The sequence below is a fragment of the Mameliella sp. AT18 genome (assembly GCF_028807275.1).
Taxonomy (GTDB): Bacteria; Pseudomonadota; Alphaproteobacteria; order Rhodobacterales; family Rhodobacteraceae; genus Antarctobacter; species Antarctobacter albus.
The window spans coordinates 1-19,998 of record NZ_JARAMO010000165.1 but is presented as its reverse complement, the minus strand read 5'-3'; the positions used below and the strand labels follow the sequence as shown (position 1 = coordinate 19,998).

General features: G+C 63.0%; 17 protein-coding genes. 11 read left to right on the top strand and 6 right to left on the bottom strand.

The window, feature by feature from the left end; all coding sequences use genetic code 11:
* The 4 genes from PVW46_RS14900 to guaD all read left to right on the top strand — a co-directional run.
* The coding region (locus tag PVW46_RS14900; protein WP_274576412.1) for a molybdopterin cofactor-binding domain-containing protein at positions 1-1,002 on the top strand (1,002 nt) is incomplete at its 5' end.
* Between the two features lie 4 nt (positions 1,003-1,006).
* Positions 1,007-1,888, top strand: coding sequence for a xanthine dehydrogenase accessory protein XdhC (gene xdhC / locus PVW46_RS14895; protein ID WP_069208110.1), 882 nt, complete (start codon positions 1,007-1,009; stop codon positions 1,886-1,888).
* Between the two features lie 44 nt (positions 1,889-1,932).
* The gene (locus PVW46_RS14890) at positions 1,933-3,534 is read left to right on the top strand and encodes a xanthine/uracil/vitamin C permease (RefSeq protein ID WP_069208163.1); all 1,602 of its coding nucleotides are present in this window, start codon (positions 1,933-1,935) and stop codon (positions 3,532-3,534) included.
* A gap of 51 nt (positions 3,535-3,585) precedes the next feature.
* Positions 3,586-4,908, top strand: a complete 1,323-nt coding sequence (guaD, locus tag PVW46_RS14885; RefSeq protein WP_069208111.1) for a guanine deaminase — start codon at positions 3,586-3,588, stop codon at positions 4,906-4,908.
* 7 nt (positions 4,909-4,915) lie between these two features.
* Here guaD and PVW46_RS14880 read toward each other — a convergent pair whose 3' ends face one another.
* From PVW46_RS14880 to PVW46_RS14870, 3 genes are all read right to left on the bottom strand, one after another.
* Complete coding sequence (locus PVW46_RS14880; RefSeq protein WP_069208112.1) at positions 4,916-5,344, bottom strand: phage tail protein; 429 nt, start codon at positions 5,342-5,344, stop codon at positions 4,916-4,918.
* A gap of 3 nt (positions 5,345-5,347) precedes the next feature.
* Positions 5,348-6,475 carry a phage tail sheath family protein gene (locus PVW46_RS14875; protein WP_069208113.1) on the bottom strand — a complete coding sequence of 376 codons (1,128 nt, stop codon included), beginning with the start codon at positions 6,473-6,475 and terminating at the stop codon, positions 5,348-5,350.
* 102 nt (positions 6,476-6,577) lie between these two features.
* Positions 6,578-8,320, bottom strand: a complete 1,743-nt coding sequence (locus tag PVW46_RS14870; RefSeq protein ID WP_069208114.1) for an alpha-amylase family glycosyl hydrolase — start codon at positions 8,318-8,320, stop codon at positions 6,578-6,580.
* Positions 8,321-8,502: 182 nt separating this feature from the next.
* Between PVW46_RS14870 and PVW46_RS14865 the strand changes: the two genes are divergently transcribed.
* Positions 8,503-8,979, top strand: coding sequence for a hypothetical protein (locus PVW46_RS14865; RefSeq protein WP_069208115.1), 477 nt, complete (start codon positions 8,503-8,505; stop codon positions 8,977-8,979).
* Between the two features lie 66 nt (positions 8,980-9,045).
* On the opposite strand, the gene PVW46_RS14860 is transcribed toward PVW46_RS14865, so the two are convergent.
* Genes PVW46_RS14860 through PVW46_RS14850 form a run of 3 tightly spaced genes read right to left on the bottom strand, consistent with a single transcriptional unit; the run spans position 9,046 to position 12,173 of the window.
* On the bottom strand, positions 9,046-9,597 hold the full coding sequence (locus PVW46_RS14860) for a TadE/TadG family type IV pilus assembly protein (protein ID WP_069208116.1): 552 nt from the start codon (positions 9,595-9,597) through the stop codon (positions 9,046-9,048).
* Positions 9,598-9,609: 12 nt separating this feature from the next.
* The gene (locus tag PVW46_RS14855) at positions 9,610-10,143 is read right to left on the bottom strand and encodes a TadE/TadG family type IV pilus assembly protein (protein WP_069208117.1); all 534 of its coding nucleotides are present in this window, start codon (positions 10,141-10,143) and stop codon (positions 9,610-9,612) included.
* Complete coding sequence (locus PVW46_RS14850) at positions 10,140-12,173, bottom strand: Tad domain-containing protein (protein ID WP_069208118.1); 2,034 nt, start codon at positions 12,171-12,173, stop codon at positions 10,140-10,142. Before PVW46_RS14850 ends, PVW46_RS14855 begins: the two co-directional genes overlap by 4 nt.
* Positions 12,174-12,547: 374 nt before the next feature.
* On the opposite strand from PVW46_RS14850, the gene PVW46_RS14845 reads away from it, so the two are divergent.
* The 6 genes from PVW46_RS14845 to PVW46_RS14820 form a co-directional block, all read left to right on the top strand.
* Complete coding sequence (locus PVW46_RS14845; protein WP_069208119.1) at positions 12,548-14,002, top strand: Glu/Leu/Phe/Val family dehydrogenase; 1,455 nt, start codon at positions 12,548-12,550, stop codon at positions 14,000-14,002.
* A gap of 192 nt (positions 14,003-14,194) precedes the next feature.
* Positions 14,195-16,006, top strand: coding sequence for a TadE/TadG family type IV pilus assembly protein (locus PVW46_RS14840; RefSeq protein ID WP_069208120.1), 1,812 nt, complete (start codon positions 14,195-14,197; stop codon positions 16,004-16,006).
* 168 nt (positions 16,007-16,174) lie between these two features.
* Entirely contained in the window at positions 16,175-18,010 is a 1,836-nt protein-coding gene (locus PVW46_RS14835) for a Tad domain-containing protein (RefSeq protein ID WP_274576406.1), read from the top strand.
* Positions 18,007-18,543 (top strand): TadE/TadG family type IV pilus assembly protein, encoded by a 537-nt coding sequence (locus PVW46_RS14830; protein WP_043144614.1) that lies wholly within the window; start codon positions 18,007-18,009, stop codon positions 18,541-18,543. Before PVW46_RS14835 ends, PVW46_RS14830 begins: the two co-directional genes overlap by 4 nt.
* A 5-nt stretch (positions 18,544-18,548) precedes the next feature.
* Complete coding sequence (locus PVW46_RS14825; protein WP_069208122.1) at positions 18,549-19,109, top strand: TadE/TadG family type IV pilus assembly protein; 561 nt, start codon at positions 18,549-18,551, stop codon at positions 19,107-19,109.
* Positions 19,110-19,219: 110 nt separating this feature from the next.
* On the top strand, positions 19,220-19,998 hold a 779-nt coding region (locus PVW46_RS14820), incomplete at its 3' end, for an FAD-dependent oxidoreductase (RefSeq protein ID WP_274576402.1).

The following is a 19,998-nucleotide window of genomic DNA, read 5'->3' as shown; positions in this document are numbered from 1 at the left end:
ATCGCGCTGACGCCGGTGAAATTCGGCATCTCCTTTACCGCGACCTGGTACAATCAGGCGGGCGCCTTGGTGCATGTCTACAACGACGGCTCCATCCACCTGAACCACGGCGGGACGGAGATGGGGCAGGGCCTGAACACCAAGGTGGCGCAGGTTGTGGCGGATGCCTTCCAGGTCGATTTCGAGCGTATCAAGATCACCAAGACCACGACCGAGAAAGTGCCGAATACCTCGGCCACTGCGGCCTCTTCGGGGTCCGACCTGAATGGCATGGCGGCGCTGAACGCGGTCGAGCAGATCAAGGCGCGGCTGGTGGAGTTCGCCGCCGAGAAATGGGGCGTGGCCCCCGAGGCCGTCCGGTTCCTTGCCAACCAGGTGCATATCGGCGACGAGGTGCTGCCCTTCGACAAGTTCATCAAGGCTGCCTACATGGCGCGGGTGCAACTCTCGGCGGCGGGGTTCTACAAGACGCCCAAGATTCACTGGGACCGCGACAAGGGGCAGGGGCGCCCGTTCTACTATTTCGCCTATGGCGCCTCCTGTTCCGAGGTCACCATCGACACGCTGACCGGGGAATACCGGATCGACCGGACGGACATCCTGCATGACGTGGGCCGCTCGCTGAACCCGGTGCTGGACAAGGGCCAGGTCGAAGGCGCCTTTGTGCAGGGCATGGGTTGGCTGACCAGCGAGGAACTCTGGTGGGATGACGCGGGCCGGCTGCGGACACACGCGCCGTCGACCTACAAGATCCCGCTGGCCTCGGACCGGCCGCGCATCTTCAACGTGAACCTTGCCGACTGGTCGGAAAACCGCGAGCTGACGATCAAGCGGTCCAAGGCCGTGGGTGAGCCGCCCTTCATGCTGGGCATCTCCGTGTTCGAGGCCCTGTCGATGGCGGTGGCCTCTGTCGCGGACTACCGGGTCTGTCCGCGCCTCGATGCCCCGGCCACGCCGGAACGCGTGCTGATGGCCGTCACACGCCTGCAGGCCGGGGGCTGATCCGATGGCATCCGCAGTCAGGTCATTGGCGGAATTCCTCGGCGCGGAAAAGGCGGTAGTCCGCGTGGAGCTGAGCCGCGTGCGCGGCTCTTCCCCGCGCGGGGAGGGGACAGAGATGTTCGTCGCCGCCGCGGCCCTCTGGGGCACCATCGGGGGCGGACAACTGGAATACCGCGCGATCGAAACCGCCCGCGAGATGTTGCGGGACGGGGATCTGAGCCAGTCGCTGGACCTGCCGCTGGGCCCCGAGATCGGCCAATGCTGTGGTGGGCGGGTCGAGATGACCCTGACGCGGATGCGCGGCTCGGACATGCGCGCGGCGATCCGGCGTGACAGCGAGGCCACTGAGACGCGCCCGCATGTCTACGTTCTGGGTGCCGGACACGTGGGCCGCGCGCTGGCCGACCAGTTGCAGAATCTGCCCGTGCACTGCGTCGTGATCGACACCCGGCCCGAGGAAATCGCCCTGTGTTCGGCGGATGTGGACACCCGGGTCCGCGCGATCCCCGAGATCGACATCATGACCGCCCCGGCGGGCAGCGCCTTTATCGTGCTGACCCATGATCACGCGCTGGATTTCCTGCTGGCGTCATCCGCCCTGGAACGCGGTGACGCGGCCTATGTCGGCATGATCGGCTCTGCCACCAAGCGGGTGAAATTCAAGAACTGGATGCGCCGGAACTGCGAGAGCGGCGACATCGACAAACTGATTTGCCCCATCGGGGCAAGCGGTAGCCGCGACAAGCGGCCCAGCCTGATCGCGGCCTTTGTCGTGGCCGAAGTCATGGCTGAATTGACCTCTGAACCTGCCGCAGCCGGCCCAAGGGAGACGGGGCCAACACCCCGATCGGGCCATCACCACGACCAGAGAGGAATGTGGGCCTGATCCCTCGGGCCCTGGGACTGGTCATATCGGAGGAGGAAGCCGTCATGGACGGGGGAACCTATAGCTACAGGCTGTTTACACGCAGCGATTTCAGCGCCTTCTGGGCGCTGTTCACCGACAACCTTGTGAACCTGCTGATCTTGTCCGGGGTCTGCCAGTTCGTGTTCCAGATGCCGCCGGAGATCGTCTATGGCCGCATCGTGCCTGGTGCGGCGGTGGCCATCCTGGCGGGCGTCGCGGTTTACACGCTCATGGCGAAATGGGCGGCGACGCGCCAGGGCCGGGACGTGACCGCATTGCCCTACGGCATCTCGACGCCGGTGATGTTCGTCTATCTCTTTGGCGTCATCGGGCCGATCTACTGGGCGACGCAGGATCCGTTGCTGGCCTGGCAGGTGGGCATCGGCGCGGGGTTCATGGGCGGAATCGTGGCGGCGTTGGGCGCCGTGGTTGGGCCCTACCTCAAACGTATCACGCCGCGCGCGGGGATGCTGGGCACGCTCTGCGGTATCGCTCTGGTCTTTATCGGGTCGGTGCCGCTGGCCGAGATCTTTGAAAACCCGGTCATCGGCTTCACCTCGTTGTTGTTCATCCTCTGGGGGCTGATCGGGCGGTTCCGCCTGCCGGGCAACGTGCCCGCGGGCCTTGTGGCCATCGGCGCCGGCACGGTGATCGCCATCGTTCTGGGCGAGGCAAAGTTCGATTTCTCCGGCGTCGGGGCCTATCCGCCGGTGCCCTACATCGGCGACATGATCGCGGGCATCCAGTACCTGTTCGCCAACCCCGAGCTGTTCCTGGTGCTGATCCCGGTGCAGATCTACAACTTCATCGAGACGATGAACAACGTCGAGAGCGCCGAGGCCGCCGGGGACAGCTATCCCGTGGGCCTGTGCCAGGTGACGGACGGGGCGGGCACGATGATCGGCGCCGTCTTCGGTTCCCCGTTCCCGACCACGGTCTACATCGGTCACCCGGCCTACAAGCGGCTGGATGCGCATGCGGGCTATATCGTCGGGGTTGCCCTTTTGATCGCCGCCGCCGCCTTCCTGGGCTTCCTGTCCTTCCTGGCCGGGTTGATCCCGATTGCCGCCGCGGCGCCCGTGCTGGTCTTCGTCTCGGTCAGCCTGATCACCAACACCGCCTGGTCGATCAAGCCGATGCACATGGCCGCCGTGTCCTTTGCCATCCTGCCGCATATCTCGGAGTTCCTGATGGTCAAATGGGGCTCGCTGATGAACGCGCTGCGCGCATCCGGTGTCGAAGGGCTGCCCGCCCTGGGGGATGCGAACCTGACCGCTGCCCTGTTGATGGAAGGGGCGCATTACGAGGGTCATCTTGCGCTCAGCCAGGGGGCGATCCTGACCGGGCTGATCTGGGGCGCCATCGTGGCCGACGTGATCGACGCGCGGTTCCGCATGGCGGGGGCTTTTGCGCTGGCGGCAGCCGCGATGTCCTCGCTGGGGATCATCCATGCGCCGACCCTTCAGATGCCGCAGTTCGACGGGATCACCCTGGGCTACGTCATCATCGGGGCCTTCCTGTACCTCTACCCGCTCGTGGCTCCGAAAGAGGACCTGGAAGAGCGCGTGATCGTGCCGGACGAACCCGACATGATGGACGATATTCCGCCCGCGCAGCGCGCCTGACACACCAAGGGGCGGCCCCGCAGGCCGCCCCGCCAAATGATGAGATACCCCATGACAGAGACACTCCTGCGCGGCCGCATCCTGAGCTTTCACCGCGCCCCGGCGGATGGTGAGGATACCGACGCCTTTACCTACATCGAGGACGGCGCCCTGTGGCTGCGGGACGGGATGATCGTCCGGCGCGGCGATTTCGACGAAGTGGCCAAGGAGGCCGCCGGCGTGCCCGTGACAGATCATCGCCCGCACCTGCTGATGGCCGGGTTCATCGACACGCATATCCATTTTCCGCAGGTCCAGGTGATCGCCTCCTGGGGCGCACAACTGCTGGACTGGTTGAACAGCTACACTTTCCCCGAGGAAACCCGCTTTGCCGATGAGGCGCACGCCGCGCGCATGGCGACGGCCTTCATGGATCAACTCGTTGCGCATGGCACGACCAGCGCCGTGGCCTACTGTTCGGTGCATGGCACCTCGGTCGAGGCCTATTTCGCCGAAGCCACCCGCCGGAACATGCGGATGCTGGGCGGCAAGGTGCTGATGGATCGCAATGCGCCGGACGGGCTGCGCGACACGCCGCAATCGGGGTATGACGACAGCACGGCGCTGATCGGCAAGTGGCACGGCACAGGGCGTTGCGACTATGTCATCTCGCCCCGTTTCGCCATCACCTCGACGCCGGAACAGATGGAGATGGCGCAGGCCTTGGCGTTGGAAAACCCGACTTGCCACATCCAGACCCACCTGTCGGAAAACCGCGACGAAATCGCCTATACGCTGGACCTCTACCCGCAGGCGCGCGACTACTTGGACGTCTACCAGACCTATGGCCTCTTGCGGGGCAACAGCCTGCTGGGCCATGCCATCCACCTTGAGCCGCGCGAGATCGACGCCCTGGCAGAGAGTGGCGCGCATCCGGTGTTTTGTCCGACTTCCAACCTTTTCCTTGGCTCTGGCCTGTTCGATCATGGCGGGCTGTCGGCGCGCGGGATCACCAGCGGGATCGCCACGGACGTGGGGGCAGGCACCAGTTATTCCATGCTGCAGACTCTGAACGAGGGCTACAAGGTGTTGCAACTGCAGGGGCAGGCGCTGCATCCCTTGCAAGCCTTCGACTGGGCCACGCGCGGCAACGCCGAAGTGCTGGGCATGGCAGACCGGATCGGAACGCTGGAGGAAGGCACCGAGGCGGACATCGTCGTGCTGAACGCCAGCGCGACTGGGGCGATGGCGCTGCGCATGGAACGCGCAGAGACTCTGTCCGAAGAACTGTTCATCCTGCAGGTCATGGGCGACGACCGGGCTGTCGAAGAGGTCTATGTCGCCGGGCAGGCGAGCAAGACGCAAGGCGCGCATTCCGCCCGCGTGGCGGCCTGACATTGCGTCAATCGCGTTCCAGGCGGTCGTAGACCAGCGTCAGGGAGCCGAAGGCGATTTCGTCCCTTTGCTTGTCCAGCGGATCGGCGCGAAAGCTCGACGGCCAGGCCTCGAAAAGGGTCCACCTGGCAGCTTCCGATCCGCCGTCCTGGGCGGAAAGCGTGACAAGGACGGTGCGACGGGAGATGTTGCCCGTCACCGTCGCGTTGCACCAATCCCAAAGCCGGCTGTCCACGGTCGCGCCATGCCGCAGGGTTACGGGCGATACCTTGGCCTTGCCCGGTAGATGCCGCACGGAACCGGAACCGGCGCCGCCCTCGCGATAGGGGATCGCGTCGATACGGGCGCCCATGCCCTCGATGTCCTGGAAGCGGGCGACCGCCTCACCGTCAAGATACAGGGTAAAGAGGGCGGCAAGGCCGGGATCGTCAGGCATGGCTCAGACCTCGGAGTCGGAGGTGGTTTGCATGATCCGGATCACGACGAACTCCGCAGGTCTGACCGGGGCCACGCCGATCTCGATGATCAGCCGGCCCGCATCGAGGTCGGCTTGAGTCATGGTGGTGGCATCGCACCTGACGAAGAACGCCTCTTGGGTTGTCGACCCCATCAAGGCCCCGTCGCGCCAGAGCATGTTCAGGAATTCCCAGACGTCGCGGCGGATGGATTTCCAGAGGGTGTCGTCATTCGGTTCGAAGACAGCCCATCGCGTGCCTTGCTGGATGGAGAGTTCGATCAGTGTCAACAACCGGCGGATATTGACGTATCGCCATTCGCTGTCCGCCCCCGTCAGGGTGCGCGCGCCCCAGATCCGGATCCCGTCGGAAAATTGCCGGATGGCATTCACGCAGGCCGGGGCCAGGATGTCCTGATCGGCATCGGTGAACAGACGTGAAAGCCCAAGTGCCCCGCGGAGTGGCAGATTGGCGGGGGCATGATGGACGCCGCGCGTGGAGTCATTGCCCGCGTAGGCCCCGCATATATGGCCGGACGGGGGACAGGCGATCATTTCCCCGGTCTCGGGGTCGCGGACCTCGATCCAGGGGGCATAGACCGCTGCCATACCCTGCAACGCATTGCGGGGGCGCAGGCCGCCTTGATCCTGCGTGCGGGCAAGGTCGGCAATCGCCCCACCTTCGGCCATGTCCAGAACGGCGAAACGGTCCTTTCGGGTCTCGCAGTTGGTAAGGATGGCCTCGACGCTGTCGGCGTCGGTGAAGCCGGGCGCGGCGATGAGGCTGATGCCTTCCATCGCCGACAGGGTTTCAAGGTCATCCGCCGAGATGGTCGTGGCGTCTTGGCCCAGGTTGACGACGTAAAGCCGCGCGCCGCCGTTCTGGAAAAACCCGTCAACGGCAAGCGATAGCGGGGTGCTGCCCTGACCGTCACCTTGAAAACGGCGCTGGAAGCCTGGCCAGGACGTGACGAAGACGGGCTTGCGCAGGTGGGCATCGGCTTGCGGTGCGACACCCAGGAAGGCAGCAGTCGAGGTGCCGACGCCGGTGATCGGGTGGGCGCCGGAGCTGACGTCTTGGATGTAGACGCCGGGCCGCCTGTACTCTGCCATGTCGCTTCCTTTCGCCAATGCCGCGCAGCCCTGCGGATCGGCGGGCGTGACACAACTATTACGCGATCCTAGCATGAACCCGCCGCTGTGCGCATCCGGCGTTTACGCCTTGTTGGTGATCCAGCGGCACTGGTAGGGGGCCAGCGTCACGCCGTCCTCTTCGGGGTGCAGGGTCTCGCCCGACAGCAGGTCGATCCATTCCTCGTCCGCAATCAGGTTCAGCGACTTGGGCGGCAGGTCCACCTCTTCGGCAGAGACGTTGTGCAGGGCAAAGATCGACTGGCTGCGATCCAGTGCCTGACGCCAGACCGCAAAGACCCTGTCATCCACGGAGAGCGTGAAATTGGTCGCGTTTGGATGAAAGGCCGGTTGTTTCGTGCGCAGCCGCAAGCGGTCCGACAGTGCCGTCAGAACGCGGGACTGGTCGCTGTCCGGGTCGGCCAGCTTGTCCCGCAGTTCCGGGTAGTTCCAGCGATGCCGGTTGATCGCCCGGTTCATGCCGCGCCGCGCCACCCCCTCCAGGTCGTTTTCCGTCGCCAGCATGGCATGGATGTAGAAGGCCGGGATGCCCTCCAGCGACATGACGATGGTCTGCGAGCAGATGAAACGATCCACCTGCAGCCCGTCCTCGCCCTTGTAGGTGCGCTGCATGGCGGAAAAGAAGGTGGTGTTCAGCTCGTAGACCGCCGTGCCGCCGCCGGGCAGCGCCCGCATCGAGGCAAGGCCGCCAGTGGCCTGCACGGTCTTGATCATCTGGGCGATTTCTTCGTCCGGCAGCAGACCTTCGGCGGGGCGCATCCCGATACCATCGTGGCTGGACGAGAAGTTGAGGTAGGCGCAGCCTTGCGGCGCCGGGGGCATGGCCCGCTGCCAGTTCGACAGCGCCCGTGCGTCGCCGGCCAGCATCGCATGCAGGATCAGGGGCGGCAGCGGGAAATTGTAGATCCAGTGCGCCTCGTTCAACTGGCCGAAATAGCTGAGGTTCTCCGTCTTGGGGACATTGGTTTCGGTCAGCAGGACGATCGGCTCGGCTGCGAAATCCGCCAGCACGCGCAAGAGTTGCACGATGGCATGTGTCTTGGGCAGGTGGATCGAGGGCGTGCCCGGCTCCTTCCAGATGAAGGCCACGGCATCCAGGCGGATGATTTTGACCCCGGCATCGACGTGCAACCGGATGATGCGGATGATCTCCAGCAGCACCTCGGGGTTGCGGAAATCCAGGTCCACCTGGTCATGGCTGAAGGTGCACCAGACATGCTTGAGCCCGTTCGAGGTTTCGACCTCCTGCAAAAGCGGCGTGGTGCGGGGACGGACCACGGCAGAAAGGTCATCTTCGGGTGAGGCTTCGTAAAAGAACTTGTCGTAGGGTTCCTGTCCCTGCCGGTAGGCGTTGAACCAGGTGCCTTGGCTTGAGACATGGTTCAGCACCAGGTCGGACATCAGGTGCCATTCCGCGCCGATCCGACTGATGTCGGGCCAGTCGCCCAGCGTCGGGTTCACCTTGCGGTAATCGGTGACGGCAAAGCCGTCGTCCGAGGTGAAGGGAAAGAAGGGCAGGATATGCACGCCGTTCACCACGCCCGGCATGTAGTTGCCGAGGAAGTCGCGTAGCAGGTCCAGCGGCTTGTAGACCCCGTCGATCAGGCTGTCGCCGTAGGTGATCAGCACCGCGTCTTTCTGCGACCAGAGCGCATTGCCCGGCTTGCGAGCACGCTTGCGGGCCGAGGCGCTTTCCGGCCAGAAGGCCTCGATCACCTGGGCGGTCAGTTCATCGGTGTCACGGTCGGGATAGATGCGCATCAACAGGGCGCGCAGGCGGTTGGAAAGCTGTGCGGGCGGCGTCATCGCGGATGGTCCGGCTGTGGTCATGCTTCCAATATAATCCCGTCGCGCCCGACCTTGGAAGCGGCACGCGCCGAAAGTGGCGCGATTTCAGGCCTTTTGCACGGATGTTGGGCGGGCTGGGGGCTTTCCCCCGGGTCGGACCCACAGTAGGACGGAACGGCGCAACCGCGGGAGGCCCGGAGATGGCAGAGGAAGAACTGGCACGCATCACGACATCCGCATCGCGCCGGGTGATCGGGGTCGTCTCGATGCTGGGCCTGGGTGGCCTGATGCTGTGGATGGCCTTCATGACGGCGGGAATGGCGCTGGGCTGGAAGGTCGTGCTGATCGCGCTGGGTGCCGGGGCGCTCTGGGCGGGTCAGGTCATGTGGCAGGCCACGGGGCATTCGCTGATCCTGACCGAAGACGCGCTGACCGACAGCGACGGCACCGTGGTGGCCCGCCTGGACGAGATCGAAAAGGTCGACCGAGGGATGTTCGCGATGAAGCCGTCGAACGGGTTCATCATCATCCTGAAGGAGCCGGGGTCCCGCGTCTGGCGGCTGGGCCTGTGGTGGCGGCTGGGCCGGCGGGTGGCTATCGGTGGCGTCACTGCGGCCTCTCAGACCAAGCCTGTGGCGGACATCATGATCCACCTGCTGAGTCAGAGAAACAGCTGACCAGACAGCGAAGGGGCCACGGCAGATGCCGCGGCCCCCTGCCTTTCGGGCAGCCGTTTGGGGTAATCAGGCCGGCTGCTCAAAGACGACTTGCGGCGCATAGCGCGGGCGCGTGAAACTGTAGGTTCGGATCTCGAAGGCATCGAGGCCGACACTGAACACCGGGCTGTAGCTGTCCCATGTCTCGACCAGGATCAGCTGTTCGCCGTTCACGCCCGACGGCAGCTTGTCTGCATAGGCCGCGAGATCCGCGTTGGAGAGGCTCGGATAGTCGCCGCGCTGCTGAGACCAGCTGACCCGCCATCCGCCATAGCTGTCGCTGTACTGCACGATGGTGATGCGCAGGTCGCTGTCGGCGCCGCCGGTTTTGGTTAGGTGGCGTAAAAGGTGGCGGGCATTGGTCAGGTAATCCGGCGTGATCGCCTCGGTCTCGCGCGAGAGCATGTCGCCGATGACGTAATTGGCCTTCTGGTTGACGGCCTGTTGGCGGAAGGCGTCGAAATAGGTCCATCCGACACCGAAGAGGAACAGCAGCGCGGGAAAGACGATGACCGCCTCGACGTTGACGAAGCCACGAGAGTCGCGGGCAAAGCGCGAAAGGAAAGAGGGAAGGCGCATGGCTGGATCTCCTCAGCTGGGCTCGTAGACAAAGGCAGAGGTCGACACGATGGCGGTATAGCCTTCGGCGTCCTTGGGCAGGCTGGCGTTCAGCGTGGAAGCCGGTGTCAGCGGACGGAACTTGTAGCAGGCGCGCAGGAACATCACCTGGCCTCCGCCTCCGTGGCTGAAACTGCGTTGCGGTGTCGCCTCCTGGCTGACATCGACGCAATCGGCCGAGGCCGGTGGTTCGACGTAGTTGCGCATGTTCAGCGGGATCATTTCCAGCTGTAGCGTCTCGGTGCAGCCGGGCAGGACGGTGGTCTTGGCACAGATCGCCGCCTTGAGCACGTCGTGGCTGGGCGCGGTCACGCCGATTTTCAGATCGCGCACGGACTGGTCGAGCGCGCGTTCCAGCTGGGTATGGCGCACGGTGATCATTCCGATCTCGACCGCCGAGACGATGATCGCCACGAACAGCGGAACCCAAAGGGCGTAGGGAACCACCGCGTTGCCTGCCTCGTCGGACCAGAAGCGGCGCAGGGCGGGAAAGGATGCGCGGGTCATTGGGTCAGCCTCAGTTGGGTGATGGTGCGTGCGATACCTGCGAAAGTGTCATGCAGATCGGTGCCGTTGACGTCGAAGAAATGCGCGGGGGAAGAAGCGCAGTTCGCCATGGCCTCCAGACCGCGCGGGGGGGCTTCGAAACCGATGGCAAAGACCACGATGCCCTGGGCCTTGGCGGAGTCGCAGATCGCATCCAGTCGCGCATCGGCGCTGTTTGGGCCCGCAACGACCTCGTAAGGTTGCGAAATCGTCCAGTAGCGCGCACTGCTGATGTAACCGTGGTTGACCGGCTGCGAGAAAAGGTGGCTTGCGGCCGCCTGCGTGCCGAAACGGTCGTAGAGTTCGGTGTAATTCAGCTCGTGGATGTGATCAGGATTGCCGCCAAGCCCGTCGACCGTGGACTGATAACGCTCTGACCAGTCGTTGCCAGTGCGGGTCCAGTAGTATTTCGCGATCTCGGTTCCGGTTGACCAGCTCGTGAAGTCGAAGGTCGAGTAGTTGTGTGTCTTGCCCGGGATCGTCTCGTGGTTCATGGTCGGTCCGACGTCGGGCAGAGTGCCATTGGTATCGTCGTTCACTCCGTAATACAGGGAGGTGTTCCCGGCCTTGATCGACGCGCCCATGAAATGCGCGCTGTCGGTCAGATCCCCATCCGTTGCGATCAGGGTCGCGATCGCACCTTCCAGGAAATCGTCAAGGTCCTTCGGTCCTCCATTCGGGAAACCTTCGATCTTGTGCGCGATATCCTGTATTCCGTCGTTGTTCGTGTCGAAGTAGAACACGATGTTCGAAATGTCCTGCGAATAGGTCGGGAAGTAGTTGGTGATGTCGCTGCCGGTTCTATAACGTTCCAGGCGCACCGAGTAGTCATCGTCGGCAAAGGTCTCGGTGCCCTTGGTATTGACCCAGACGCCGGTCATCGCGCCAGGATCCTTCATGTTGTCGGGCAGGTCGTATTGCGTGGTGTTTTCTCCGTCTGTCATCACGACGATGTATTTCACCGTGTTGTTCACGTCGAAATCCACGGGGCGCGAGGCATTCGAGACGGCTACAAGGCCATCGCCAACCATAGCCTGGACCGCGGGACGAGCAGCAGGATCAAGCAGCGCGGTGCCCCATTTCATGCCGACGTCGATCGCCGTATTGCCCCAGGCCTCAAGTGCGCCGATCTGCGTCTTCAACTGGGTGGCGTCTGAACTATGCGGCAGGATCGCGGCATTTTCGCCGTCGCGGCACCACTGGTAGGGGGTATAGCCTCCGATGGTCGAGCGCGAATAGGGGTCGAAGTGGCCGACCTGTTCCAGCGGTGTTTCCGGTGAAAGCGCCGTTGTTGCAAAGGAATCCGCAGAGAACTCGGCACAAGCTGAATGGTGATGCTGGCGGTCCAGGGTGAAGTATTGCGACACCGTCGTACCCATGTTCACAGTGGCGTTGTAAGGAACGACTGAGATCGAAACCCCGGTATCGGTCCCGGGGGGCATCAGGATGTCTACGAATTCCTGTGCAGCGTTGCGCAGGTTGTCGATCTTGCTGTTTCCGGCCATCGACCCCGACACGTCGAGCACCATCGAGATTTCCAGGTTGGAACTGGAATACTCGGCTGCGGCAAGTCCCGAGGCATCCAACGAGTTCACGCCGATCAGGGACATGAAGCCCGAATGGATCGAAGCCTCGCCCATTGCAGCCACACGTTTTGAAGACAAACCCTGTTCGGCCTGAACCGACGTCAGCGCATCGCCCAGGCCCATGACCGTCAGATAATCGCGGACAACGATCTCGGGCGCTTGCACGTTCTCGATGTTGGCAGCGGCCAGCACGGCGCGGTCGAGCGTGTTCTGCACCTTGGTGCGCTTCAGTTCGGCATGCATCATGTCGACGCCGACACCGCCGAAAATCATCATGACCAGCGATCCGACGATCGCGAGGTAGGACATGTTGCCGGACGTGTCGGTTGCAAAGTGGCGGAGCCTGTCCCGCAGGCCCTTGCCGCAGGGTGCAATCGCCGTGAGGCTGGTGGTTGATCTAAACATTCGGACACCTTTCAACCGGGTCGTCACGGCAGCCCCAGAAACCGTGGACGGATCAGTTTTGATGACAATTTTATGCCATTTCAAAATGGCCAAACTTGGGCAGTTAGAATTGAGTTTTCGTTGAATTCTAGAGAGTTGTCTGGACAGTGCGGAGCAACTTGTGGGCATTGTTTCACCCTTGCCGACGATGGTCCCCCTTGGGTTGTGGGAGGCCTTGCGGGTGCCTGTTGCAGGCCCCGCGGGCGACTCGGACAAATCCGGGGTTGGGACACAGGCCATGCCGGGCTAGGCTGATCCCGCGTGCTCCCGTCAAGAGGAGCCATGCGCGCGGGGTGCAGCGCGCCCCGCGCGGACACTGGAAAGGAAGGAAACCCATGTCCGTCGTTACCGAGCGGCCCGTCGTGCCGTCCAATGAGCCGACCTTCAGACAGTCAGTCGATCTTATGTTCAACCGCGCGGTTGCGCTGATGGACCTGCCGCCGGGGCTGGAGGAAAAGATCAGGGTGTGCAACGCCACCTACACGGTTCGCTTCGGCGTGCGGCTGCGGGGCAAGATCCAGACGTTCACGGGCTATCGCTCGGTGCATTCCGAACACATGGAACCGGTCAAGGGCGGCATCCGCTTCGCCCCCGAGGTCAACCAGGACGAGGTCGAGGCGCTGGCCGCGCTGATGACCTATAAATGCGCCCTGGTCGAAACGCCGTTCGGCGGGTCGAAGGGGGGGCTTTGCGTGGATCCCCGCCAATACGATGAGCACGAGCTGGAACAGATCACCCGGCGGTTTGCCTACGAGCTGATCAAGCGCGATCTCATCAACCCCTCGCAGAACGTGCCCGCGCCCGACATGGGCACCAGCGAACGCGAGATGGCCTGGATCGCGGACCAGTACCGGCGCATGCATACCACCGACATCAACGGCAATGCCTGTGTCACCGGCAAGCCGACCAATGCCGGCGGCATCCAGGGCCGGACCGAGGCCACGGGCCGCGGTGTGCAATATGCGCTGCGCGAGTTCTTTCGCCACCCCGACGACAAGGCCAGGGCGGGCCTCTCGGGCACGCTGGATGGCAAGCGCGTCGTCGTTCAGGGGCTTGGCAACGTCGGGTTCCACGCGGCCAAGTTCCTGCAGGAGGAAGACGGTGCCCGGATCACCGGGATCATCGAGAGGGACGGCGCATTGTTCAATCCCGACGGGCTGGACGTGCAGGCGGTGCGCGATTGGATCGTCCGTCATGGTGGTGTGACGGGCTATCCGGATGCCAATCATACCGCCGATGGAGCGCAGGTGCTGGAGGCGGAATGCGACATCCTCATCCCGGCGGCTCTGGAAGGGGTGATCAACCTGGGCAACGCGCACAACATCAAGGCGCCATTGATCATCGAGGCCGCGAACGGTCCGATCACCGCCGGCGCCGATGACATCCTGCGCGAAAGGGGCGTAGTCATCATTCCCGACATGTACGCCAACGCGGGCGGCGTGACGGTATCCTATTTCGAATGGGTCAAGAACCTCAGCCACATTCGCTTTGGCCGGATGCAGCGGCGCCAGGAAGAGGCCCGGCACGAGCTGATCGTGCGCGAACTGGAACGGCTGTCGGATCACCTTGGCGACAAGTGGTCCATGACGCCGGATTTCAAGGCACGCTACCTGCGCGGGGCGGATGAACTGGAACTGGTGCGCTCGGGGTTGGATGACACCATGCGCACCGCCTACCAGTCGATCAGCGAGGTCTGGCACAGCCGCGAGGACGTCTCCGACCTGCGCACCGCCGCCTTCATCGTGGCCATCGGCCGGGTTGCGGCCAGCTATCGCGCAAAGGGACTCTGACCCCTGCAATTCCAGCGCAGAGGGCGGCCGGATCGGTCGCCCTTTGTGATGAATGCCGACCGAACTTGTAGAAAATCATCTTGTTAGGCCATTCTTCTGCCGCATTTCTGGCCGGAGGGTTGACCGAATCTTACTCGAAAACGGGTCCCGTTCCGCCGGTTTCGTGCCGTGCGGCCAAACCGGAGACCCAAGATGGCAAGATTTGCATTCCCGTCACGTTCTGCCCTGCTGCGCGACTCCAGCGCGATCGGACGTTTCGTCCGTGACGAGAGCGGCAACATCACCATCTATTCAGTCTATATCGCTCTGCTGGCCATGACGATCATGGGCGCCTCTGTCGACCTGATGCGGCAAGAGGCATCCCGGGCGCGGCTGCAGACGACGCTGGACCGCGCGGTGCTGGCCGCCGCCGACCTGGACCAGTTCCAGGATCCGACCTTCGTAGTCAACGATTACGTCGGCAAGGCCGGGCTGGATGCCTTTGTCACCAGTGTCATCGTTACCCAGGGCGTGAACGAACGCACTGTCAGCGCCGATGCGGCGTCCAGCCTGTCGACCCTTTTCCTGCGCATGTCCGGCCAGGATGTCCTGCCCGCCAACGCGCTGGCCACTGCCGAGGAACGCATCGCCAACGTCGAGATTAGCCTGGTGCTGGATATTTCCGGGTCGATGCGCTGGAACGGGCGCCTGGACAACCTCAAGCCGGCGGCCAAGAACTTTGTCCAGAAGGTCATGTCGGAAAGCACCGAAAGCGTCACGACCCTGAACCTGATCCCCTTCGCGGGCACGGTGAATCCGGGCGACGAGATGTTCGAGTATTTCCGCGGCGAACGGCCCTCTGTCCCGGTGGTCGAACCCGAGGTGCCCGAAGGCGGCACGCCGGATTTCTTCCCGCCGTGGGAGCAGGCGATCTCGAACATCGTGATGTATTTCGACACCGACGGTGACGATATCTTTGACCGGGCGCACAAGATCGAGTCCTTTCCCGAGGATGCCCCGCGGGACGTCGACGCGTTCTTTCGCGGTGCGGCGGCCTATGCGGTTGCGCATGACACAAAGCTCAGCTCGTCCAGCGAGTTCCTGGGCATCTCGATCAAGGGTGGTACGCAGACCACGCGCTATTTCACCGTGCGCGGCGATTCCAACGGCCCCGCGTCCGATCTTGGTCCGACCAAGAACAATGGCAAGATCCCCGGCTCGACCTTCAGCTATGGCAGCATCGACTACGAGACATGGGAAACCTCCTACGATGGTCCGGGCGCCGCGCAGGGCCTGGTCGAGATCAACATCAACATGCCGTCCAGCTGTATTGAGATCGACGGGTTTGAATTTGCGAATTCCAACCTGCCCGTCTCGGACGAATACGTTCCCCATTTCCATCACTGGGACGAAGATCCCGAAGTGATGGACTGGGGCTGGTGTCCCGAGGACGACACGGCGATCCAGTATTACTCGGATCACGCGGCCAGCCTTCTTCAGTTCATCGACGACATCCGGATGCATGACGGCACGGGCGCGCAATTCGGAATGAAATACGCGCTGGCCTTGCTGGATCCGACAACTCGCGACGCGGTCAGCCACCTGATCTCCGAAGGCGTGATCGAGGCACGTTTCCAGGGCCGTCCGATCGACTGGGACGATCCGGAGACCGAAAAGTACATTGTCCTGATGACAGATGGCCAGGTCACCGACCAGTTCCGCCCCAACGATCCTTACGCTCCCATCAATGGCGAGGTGGAATTGCTGAACCAGGGGGCGGCCAGCTATCACGTTCGGACCGGGCGGGCATCCAACCTCGATCACCTCTACCAGCAGTGCGACCTGGCGAGACAGCTGGGGGTCACGGTCTTTACCATCGCCTTCGAGACATCGGTCGCGGCTGCCGAGGAAATGCGGCTCTGCGCCTCTTCCGACAGCCATTTCTTCCATGTCCACGGTGCCGAGATCATCGACGCTTTTGACAGCATCGCTCGTCAGATCAACAATCTGAGGCTGATTCAATGAGGGCCTCAACCAAGCCGATTGGTAGTGCGGCCTATCCGATTGGATATGCCAGGCCGCTACAAACACGGAAAAAAACCAATACTGTACCGGTTTCGGCCTCAATGCAGGCACATTTGTTAACCATTCCCTACCGTGGCCAGAAGGGCCTGTGGAAGTGGGAGAATGGTCATGGACCTATGCCAAGCGAAACACGGACGGACGCGCCGGTTTCTGAAACCCGAAGACGGCAACGTCACGGTTTTTTCCGTCTTCATGTTGCTGCTGACCCTCGTGATCTCCGGAGCTGCGGTGGACATCATGCGGTTTGAAGCGACACGCGCCCAGATGCAGACGCAGATGGACCGCGCCGTGCTGGCCGCGGCGGACCTTGACCAATACCTGTCCTCGGACGCGGTTGTCCGCGACTACATGGACAAGGCCGGAATGGAACACGTCCTGCTGGGCACCCAGATCGACTGGGGACTCAACCACCGGACGGTCAAGGCCTGGGGGGAAACCACCATCCCCACCTATTTCCTCAAGATGAGCGGCTATGACAGCCTGACGCCACCGGCGCTGAGCGTTGCCGAGGAAAAGATCGCAAACGTGGAAATCAGCCTGGTGCTGGATATCTCGGGGTCGATGCGCTGGAACGAGCGCATGGTTCGGCTCAAGCCTGCGGCGCAGAACTTTGTCCACAAGGTGATGACGGATGAGACCAACGGCGTGACCACGCTGAACCTTGTCCCCTTCGCGGGCCAGGTTAACCCGGGCGACATCCTTTTCGACTATTTCCGCGGCGAACGCCCGGACATCCCCGATCCGGATCCTGAACCCACTCCCGATCCAGAGCCGGTGGTCGACGACGGTGACTATTTCCCCCCGTGGGACCAGGCGATCTCGAACATCGTGATCTACTTCGACACCGATGGCGACGATATCTACAACCGCGCTCACAAGATCGAAGATTTCCCCGAGATCGCCCCGCGAGATGTCGATGACTTCTATCGTGGAGCGGTGGCCTACATGATTGCCCACGACAGCAAGCTGAGCGATCCCGGCCAGTTCCTGGGCATCTCTATCAAGGGCGGGACGCAGAGAACGCGGTATTTCCAGGTCAAGGGCGACCATAACGGGCCGGACTCGGACCTGGGCCCGACCAGCAACCGCGGCAAGATCCCCGGCAGCACCTATAGCTACGGCACGATCGACTATGCCGCCTGGGCAGAGTCCTACGTTTCACCGAACATGGGTGATCTGGCCGCCGGCGGGGATACGACAGACGAAAGCGCCGACGATCCGATCCACATCAACATGCCCTCCTCCTGTGTCGAGATCTACGGCCCGGAGTTCGACACCACCGAACTGCCATTGTCCGACGACTATGTCCCGCATTTCCACCACTGGGAGATCGACGAAGAAGTCATGGACTGGGGCTGGTGTCCGGGTGAGCAGATGGCCGTGCAGTATTACTCTGCCGACCGCGACGCGCTGTTGCAGTTCATCGCGGACATGCGGATGCACGACGGAACGGGCACCCAATATGGCATGAAGTACGGGCTGGCCCTGCTCGATCCCTCCAACCGGGACGAGGTCAGCCACCTGATCGCCAATGGCCTGGTGGATGCGCGTTTCGAAGGTCGCCCGATCGACTGGCACGACCCCGAGACGGAGAAATACATCGTGCTGATGACCGATGGCCAGACGACGGAGCAGTTCCGTCCGAACGATCCCCGCGACCCCGTCAACGGTGAGGTGGAACTGCTGCAGCAGGGCGCGGGTGCGTACTACAATCTGGCGCTCCAGTCCACGAACAAGACCAACCTGCAAAAGCAGTGTGACCTGGCGCGTCAACGTGGCGTGACCGTGTTCACCATCGCCTTCGAAACCGATGACGCAGCCGCCGCCGAAATGCTCTCCTGCGCCTCTTCGGCCAGTCACTTCTTCCACGTCCAGGGCGCGGAGATCTACGAGACCTTCGATACGATCGCGCGCCAGATCAACAACCTGAGGCTGATCCAATGACCCACCGTCTGATTGAAATGCTCAAGGGGTTCCGCCGCGACGAAGAAGGGTCGAGCACGATCGAATTCTCGATCTATTTTACGGTCTTCTTCTTCATCCTCGCGGCAACGGTCGAGATGGGCTACATGAACTTGCGGCACGCGCTGCTGGAACGGGGGGTGGATCTGGCGACGCGGGAAATTCGGCTGAACACCGGCGCCATCCCCACCTACGAGGAAGTGCGGCAGAAGATCTGCGACGAGGCGGTCATCGTGGACGGCTGCACCGAGAACCTGCGGTTGGAAATGGTGCAGGTGGACCCGCGCAACTTTACCGCCATTCCGCTGGTCGCCGATTGCATCAACGCCGAGGAAGACCCGCGCCCGGTGCGCAATTTCGTGCCCGGGCTGGACAACCAGTTGATGCTGTTGCGCGCCTGCCTGAAGTACAAGCCCGCCATGCCGACCACCTCATTTGGCATGGCCCTGCCCAAGGACGCGCAGGGCTATGCGCAGCTGGTCGCCACATCCGCATTCGTTCAGGAACCGAGGTAAGTGCCATGAACCGCTCTTCGATCCTTTGTCACCTGCGCCGCTTCTCCGCCGACACCCGGGGCAACGTCGCACTGGAAAGCCTGATCTGGCTGCCTTTCATCCTCTTCGTGCTGGCCGCGACCTTTTCGCTGCACGATGCGTTCCGTTACAAGGCGCTGAATACCAAGGCGGCCTACACGATCTCCGACGCCATCTCGCGCGAGACGGACCCGATCGACGCCTCCTACCTGGATGGGATGATCGAACTGCTGGATTTCCTCGTGCGGCCGGGCGGAGATTCCTCCCTGCGGGTGACTTTGGTCCGCTACAACGACAACGATGGCTCCTACGAGGCCGAGTGGTCACAGACCCGGGGCAGTTTCAGCGCGTTGCAGACGGCGCAGGTGACGGACATGTACGATCAACTGCCTCACATGCTGCACAATGAACGGGTGATCGTGGTCGAGACCGAGACCTATTACGATCCGCCCTTTGCTATCCCGGGGCTGACCGGTGCGGGGCTGTTCTACAATTACGGCTTCACCCGACCGCGCTTTGCCCCCAAGATTGTCTGGAGTGACGGCTGAACGCTCAGCCGCCTGCGCCAGGCACGAAAACGTCATGTTCCGTCGCCTGGGGGAATTGATCCCGGGCGGCGAGGCTGCTTTGCTACGCCCCGGTACTTTTGGAGGGGGCGATGCGCTTTTCCGGTTTGAAGGTTCTGACCCAGGGGCTGACGGGCAACCGTGGCTGGCGCCCGCATTGGCGCGATCCCGCGCCCAAGCCCGAGTATGACATCGTCATCATCGGTGGCGGCGGTCACGGGCTGGCCACCGCGTTCTACCTTGCCAAGGAGCACGGGCTGACCAATGTCGCCGTGCTGGAAAAGGGCTATCTGGGCGGAGGCAACGTCGGTCGCAACACGACCATTGTTCGCGCAAACTATGGCCTGCCTGGAAACTCCGAGTTCTATTCCCATTCCCTGAAGCTCTGGGAGGGCATGGAGCAGGAGCTGAATTTCAACACCATGATGAGCCAGCGCGGGGTGCTGAACCTCTGCCATTCGGACGGGCAGCGCGACGCCTTTGCCCGGCGCGGGAATGCCATGCGCAACCAGGGCGACGATGCCGAGCTGCTGACCCCCGACCAGGTCCGCGAAAAGGTGCCCTATCTCGATTTCGACAACGGGCGTTTCCCCATATACGGCGGGCTGTGGCATTCGCGCGGCGGCACGGCGCGGCATGATGCGGTGGCCTGGGGCTATGCCCGCGGTGCGGATCAGCGCGGCGTGGATCTGATCCAGAACTGCGAGGTGACGGGCATCGACACCGAAGCCGGTCACGTGACAGGCGTGCAGACCACGCGCGGCGCGATCCGTGCCAAGAAAGTGGGCATTGTTGTGGCGGGCCGCTCGGGGCAGGTGGCGGGCCTTGCCGGCATGCGTCTGCCGATCGAAAGCCATGTCCTGCAGGCCTT

What these genes read in the sequence shown, in the direction of transcription:
- PVW46_RS14825 (WP_069208122.1), top strand. Translation starts at nt 18,549, where the DNA reads ATGAACCGCTCTTCGATCCTTTGTCACCTGCGCCGCTTCTCCGCCGAC.
- PVW46_RS14840 (WP_069208120.1), top strand. Translation starts at nt 14,195, where the DNA reads ATGGCAAGATTTGCATTCCCGTCACGTTCTGCCCTGCTGCGCGACTCC.
- guaD (WP_069208111.1), top strand. Translation starts at nt 3,586, where the DNA reads ATGACAGAGACACTCCTGCGCGGCCGCATCCTGAGCTTTCACCGCGCC.
- PVW46_RS14830 (WP_043144614.1), top strand. Translation starts at nt 18,007, where the DNA reads ATGACCCACCGTCTGATTGAAATGCTCAAGGGGTTCCGCCGCGACGAA.
- PVW46_RS14865 (WP_069208115.1), top strand. Translation starts at nt 8,503, where the DNA reads ATGGCAGAGGAAGAACTGGCACGCATCACGACATCCGCATCGCGCCGG.
- PVW46_RS14875 (WP_069208113.1), bottom strand. Translation starts at nt 6,475, where the DNA reads ATGGCAGAGTACAGGCGGCCCGGCGTCTACATCCAAGACGTCAGCTCC.
- xdhC (WP_069208110.1), top strand. Translation starts at nt 1,007, where the DNA reads ATGGCATCCGCAGTCAGGTCATTGGCGGAATTCCTCGGCGCGGAAAAG.
- PVW46_RS14845 (WP_069208119.1), top strand. Translation starts at nt 12,548, where the DNA reads ATGTCCGTCGTTACCGAGCGGCCCGTCGTGCCGTCCAATGAGCCGACC.
- PVW46_RS14890 (WP_069208163.1), top strand. Translation starts at nt 1,933, where the DNA reads ATGGACGGGGGAACCTATAGCTACAGGCTGTTTACACGCAGCGATTTC.
- PVW46_RS14855 (WP_069208117.1), bottom strand. Translation starts at nt 10,143, where the DNA reads ATGACCCGCGCATCCTTTCCCGCCCTGCGCCGCTTCTGGTCCGACGAG.
- PVW46_RS14860 (WP_069208116.1), bottom strand. Translation starts at nt 9,597, where the DNA reads ATGCGCCTTCCCTCTTTCCTTTCGCGCTTTGCCCGCGACTCTCGTGGC.
- PVW46_RS14880 (WP_069208112.1), bottom strand. Translation starts at nt 5,344, where the DNA reads ATGCCTGACGATCCCGGCCTTGCCGCCCTCTTTACCCTGTATCTTGAC.
- PVW46_RS14870 (WP_069208114.1), bottom strand. Translation starts at nt 8,320, where the DNA reads ATGACGCCGCCCGCACAGCTTTCCAACCGCCTGCGCGCCCTGTTGATG.
- PVW46_RS14850 (WP_069208118.1), bottom strand. Translation starts at nt 12,173, where the DNA reads ATGTTTAGATCAACCACCAGCCTCACGGCGATTGCACCCTGCGGCAAG.
- PVW46_RS14835 (WP_274576406.1), top strand. Translation starts at nt 16,175, where the DNA reads ATGGACCTATGCCAAGCGAAACACGGACGGACGCGCCGGTTTCTGAAA.